At 64.2% G+C, this 3,508-nt stretch carries 2 protein-coding genes and 2 pseudogenes; 2 read left to right on the top strand and 2 right to left on the bottom strand.

All coding sequences use genetic code 11. The features are described 5' to 3' along the window. A partial coding sequence (locus AA75_RS49515) for a hypothetical protein (protein ID WP_158515531.1) occupies positions 1-1,129 on the top strand: 1,129 nt, incomplete at its 5' end. A gap of 252 nt (positions 1,130-1,381) precedes the next feature. Here the strand turns inward: AA75_RS49515 and AA75_RS44805 are convergent. After that, positions 1,382-2,222, bottom strand: a pseudogene (locus AA75_RS44805) (IS110 family transposase). Between the two features lie 713 nt (positions 2,223-2,935). Here AA75_RS44805 and AA75_RS47665 point away from each other — a divergent pair. Continuing rightward, positions 2,936-3,247 (top strand): hypothetical protein, encoded by a 312-nt coding sequence (locus AA75_RS47665; RefSeq protein WP_149038249.1) that lies wholly within the window; start codon positions 2,936-2,938, stop codon positions 3,245-3,247. Here AA75_RS47665 and AA75_RS52120 read toward each other — a convergent pair. Then, positions 3,213-3,508 (bottom strand): annotated as a pseudogene (locus AA75_RS52120) (ISAs1 family transposase); the annotation flags it as partial. The gene AA75_RS47665 and the pseudogene AA75_RS52120 overlap by 35 nt on opposite strands.

Genomic DNA, 3,508 nt, shown 5'->3' with positions numbered 1-3,508 from the left:
CGACACCACCGGCACCGGCTACCTCACCACCGACCGCCGCCGCAACACCACCGCCCTCGTCGACCTCAACGGCACCATCACCCAGACCACCAACTACCACGACTACGGCAAACATACCGATCGAAACGGAAATCCCCTCACCCAGAATCCCCATCACGACCGAGCCCACACCAACCCCTTCCTTTTCGGCAGCGAATACACGAACCCCGATAATCAGAACACCCAATACACTCCAGCTCGCACTTACTCCACCGACGGTTACTGGACCAGCAGAGACACCTATCAACTCCACAACCGATTCAACGCCTTCGACGCCGACCCCATCAACCAAACTGACCCCACCGGGCACATGACTGAGGCCATGAAGAAGGCGGCCAAAAAACTAAAGGAAAAGCTGGGTGGGGGGATAGACGTGCAAGAAACCCAGAGGGAGCTAGATCGAGGGGCGGAAATCTATCAGCGAAACAGGCAGATACAAATCGAGGCCCAAGATCGGCAGCGGTCCCACAATGCCTTGAATGGCGCAACGGATCCCGCAGATACGGCGACCGCGGGCGACTATATCCGCGAGCAGAAGAGTCACATATTTAATAGCGGTGAACTCTTCATCGACCCGAAAGATATGTTTGACGAGCAGGTAGGAAATCTTAATTCGCAGAAAATATATCGGAATCAAACCGGCGCCACGAGAGATCGAGGCCTATGCTCCCAGTGTGTAATGTCAAGCCACGTGTCAATGCTCACTGGCGTTAAAAATCACACCCTGGGAAACGCCTACTTCGGGGGGCCTGGGGCGACGGCTTTCATAAACTCCGGAAATGCCATTGGCGGTCCCACCAGGATTGGATTCGGCGCGGCGCTCGAAGCGGCCCGAACGGACTTTAATGCGAACCCTAACAGAATTGCCGGAATTACCCAGACCGGATCCTATGCGATCTCGATGAGGCTGGGAGGGAACCATGTGACGCACGTTGCAATGAGGCCTAGTGTGGATTCTATTTACGTAATCGATGCGGCACAGAAGAAATATCAAGTATACGCATTGTCGCAGCCTATCCCGGCCGCCGCAAACCACCTGTACGCACGATATGGAGAGTTTCAGGCATATTACATGGATATCGACGCGTGACGGCTATGCCTTTCGGAGCACTGTAGCCATTTGCTCCGGGTTAACTGTCATTCTGAGGGCTTGATGGTCGCTAATGCCTCGGCAGGACTGATTTCAGCCGAGGAGACCAAGTGCAGGCCGAGGCCCAGAGCTGATGCAGAGTTAGTTGATCTTGCATATTGCAAGGTCGGTGTGGGTGTTCGAGACGGATGAACCTCCGTCCTGGTTGTTGACCTCGCGGGCCGAGCCCACTCAGGAGTTTCAATGACTGAGTCAAGCCGTCTGCGTGACCGGCTGGGCGGGGGTGAACTCCCGTTCGTCACGCAGCAGGGCCCATAGGGCGTTCACCCGTCGGCGGGCCAGGGCGATGAGGGCCTGAACGTGGCTGCAGCCCTCGGCGCGCTTCTTGAGGTCGAAGTCCCGGTTGGGGCCGTCCTTGATCGTGCTGGTCTGCGCGGACGTGTAGAACACCGTGACCTTGTCGGGCGAGCGGACCCCGGGCTTGCGCAGCCAGGACTCCAGGCGGCGCGGCCGACGCGGCGTATCCCGGCCGGGGTCTGGCGGTAGGTCAGCAGCCTGGGTGCACCCATGTTGTTGGACCAGTCGAAGGCCCACTCCGGGGCCGGGAAGGGCCGGTCAGCACGTCGCGGAGCCGGTTGACCGTGCGGACCCGGCCGGCGACCAGGTCGGTGCGGTGGGCGACCAGCGGTGCCGGGTCCGCGACCAGCTGGGCGGGTACGTCCACGGCGGTGGGGTCCCGCCGCAGCCGGGAGGTCTCGGCGATCACGAAGGCGTCGCGGGCGTCGGTCTTCGCCTCGCCCCGGTAGGCGCCGGCCATCCGGTGCACCGTGCGGCCGGGCCCGTGCACGGGCTTCTGTCCGTGCGAGGCCGGCAGTGCCAGCAGCAGCGCGGACGCGGTACCCGTCAGGTCGATCGCCCACTCCACGGCATCGGCCATGGCCAGGGCCTCGGCGATGGCCTCCAGGATCGCCGCCTCGTCGTCGTTGATCTTTTCCGACCAGATCTGGAACCCGGACTCGTCCACGGCAGCCGCCCAGTGATGGCCCTTGCCCGCGTCGATCCCCGTCCAGATCCGGGCCCGCCGCTCAGTCATCCCACTCTCCCCACGCCGAACCATCACACGTCGGCCCCAGGAACACCCCGCCGTCAGCTCCAGCGACCAGGACACAGATCTCAATCAGCGGTCAGGGCGCCCCGGAGAGCCGGACGGCCACTCCTTGGGAGCCGCAGAAGGCAAGACCCCGTCAGCCACATCCGGCCCTCCCGGGCCGCTCAACACCTTATGGAGCACCGGCGTGCCAGTCGGCCGCGTCCCCTCTCCCCCGCTGTGCCGATGTGGCGCTTCATGGAAGTTGGTGGATGGCTTTCGGGATCCGAGCAAGGCACGGGGGCACCGCAGGTATCCGGGTTCGACTCATTCCGGGCGGACGGGGCAGTGGGCGGCCGCGGCTCCGCAGGAGACTCTGGTGCGGCTGGCGCTGCCGGCGCGCGAGGCTTTCGCGCTGGCGGTGCCTCTGGGCGTCTCCACTATCGGGCGGGTGGTTTCGGCAGTGCTGCTGCGGGCTTTCCGAGAGAAGGCGGTGACGGTGGCCGTGGACGGGAAGCGCCTGCGCGGCTCCCGTCGTGAGTCCGGCGCGGCGATGACCGTGCTGGGGGCGATGCTGCAGGAAGGGACGCTGATCGCGCAACAGCGGGTGCCGGGCAGGATGAACGAGATCACCGGGTTCGCCGCCCTTCTCGCGGCCCTCGACCCGGCCGGGCCTGTGGTCACCGCGAACGCGCTGCTCAGAGCGAGAGCATGCGCGGATGCTGGTCGAGGAGTTCGGCGTCCACTACGTCTTCGTCACCAAGCGCAACCAGCCCGACCTGTGGGAAGCGTGCCGAGCGGTTCCCTGGTACCGCGTGCGTGCCGCCTCGCGCTTCACCGTTCGCGCGCACGGTCGCCTGGAGACGTGGATCATCGAGGCCGTGACCTGGAAGGATCTCGACTTCCCTACCTTCTGGTCGCGCGTATTACCCGCTACCGAACCCGCTACCCGGGCAGGGCTGATTCAAAGTCCCGGTGATCTTGAATCGGCCCTGGTCAGGGGATGTGCAGGAGGTCGAGGGGTCGGGTGAAGGGCCGGTAGGAGACGTGGCGGAGGCCGGCGGTGATGCTTGTGTGGCCGTGGTCGCGGAGGGTGTTGATCGCGAGGTTGCGCAGGGTGGCCATGTTCTCCGGGCCGTGGCCGTTGCGGATCTTGGAGGCGTCCTCGTCGAAGGCGGTGTCACGGACGAAGTGGAGCCGGTTCTCGATGGTCCACTGCGAGCGGGCCGCCTCGCCGATCCGCCTCGGCGAAGCCTGCAGGTGGGACAGGTCGGTGAGCGCGTAGACGGTCT

It is taken from the genome of Kitasatospora sp. MBT63 (assembly GCF_000710465.2).
In the GTDB taxonomy this organism is placed as follows: domain Bacteria; phylum Actinomycetota; class Actinomycetes; order Streptomycetales; family Streptomycetaceae; genus Kitasatospora.
This window is presented reverse-complemented; position numbering and strand designations above follow the sequence as displayed.

Excerpts from the sequence above, each read along its gene's own strand:
- AA75_RS47665 (WP_149038249.1), top strand. The coding sequence starts at position 2,936 with ATGCTGGTCGAGGAGTTCGGCGTCCACTACGTCTTCGTCACCAAGCGC.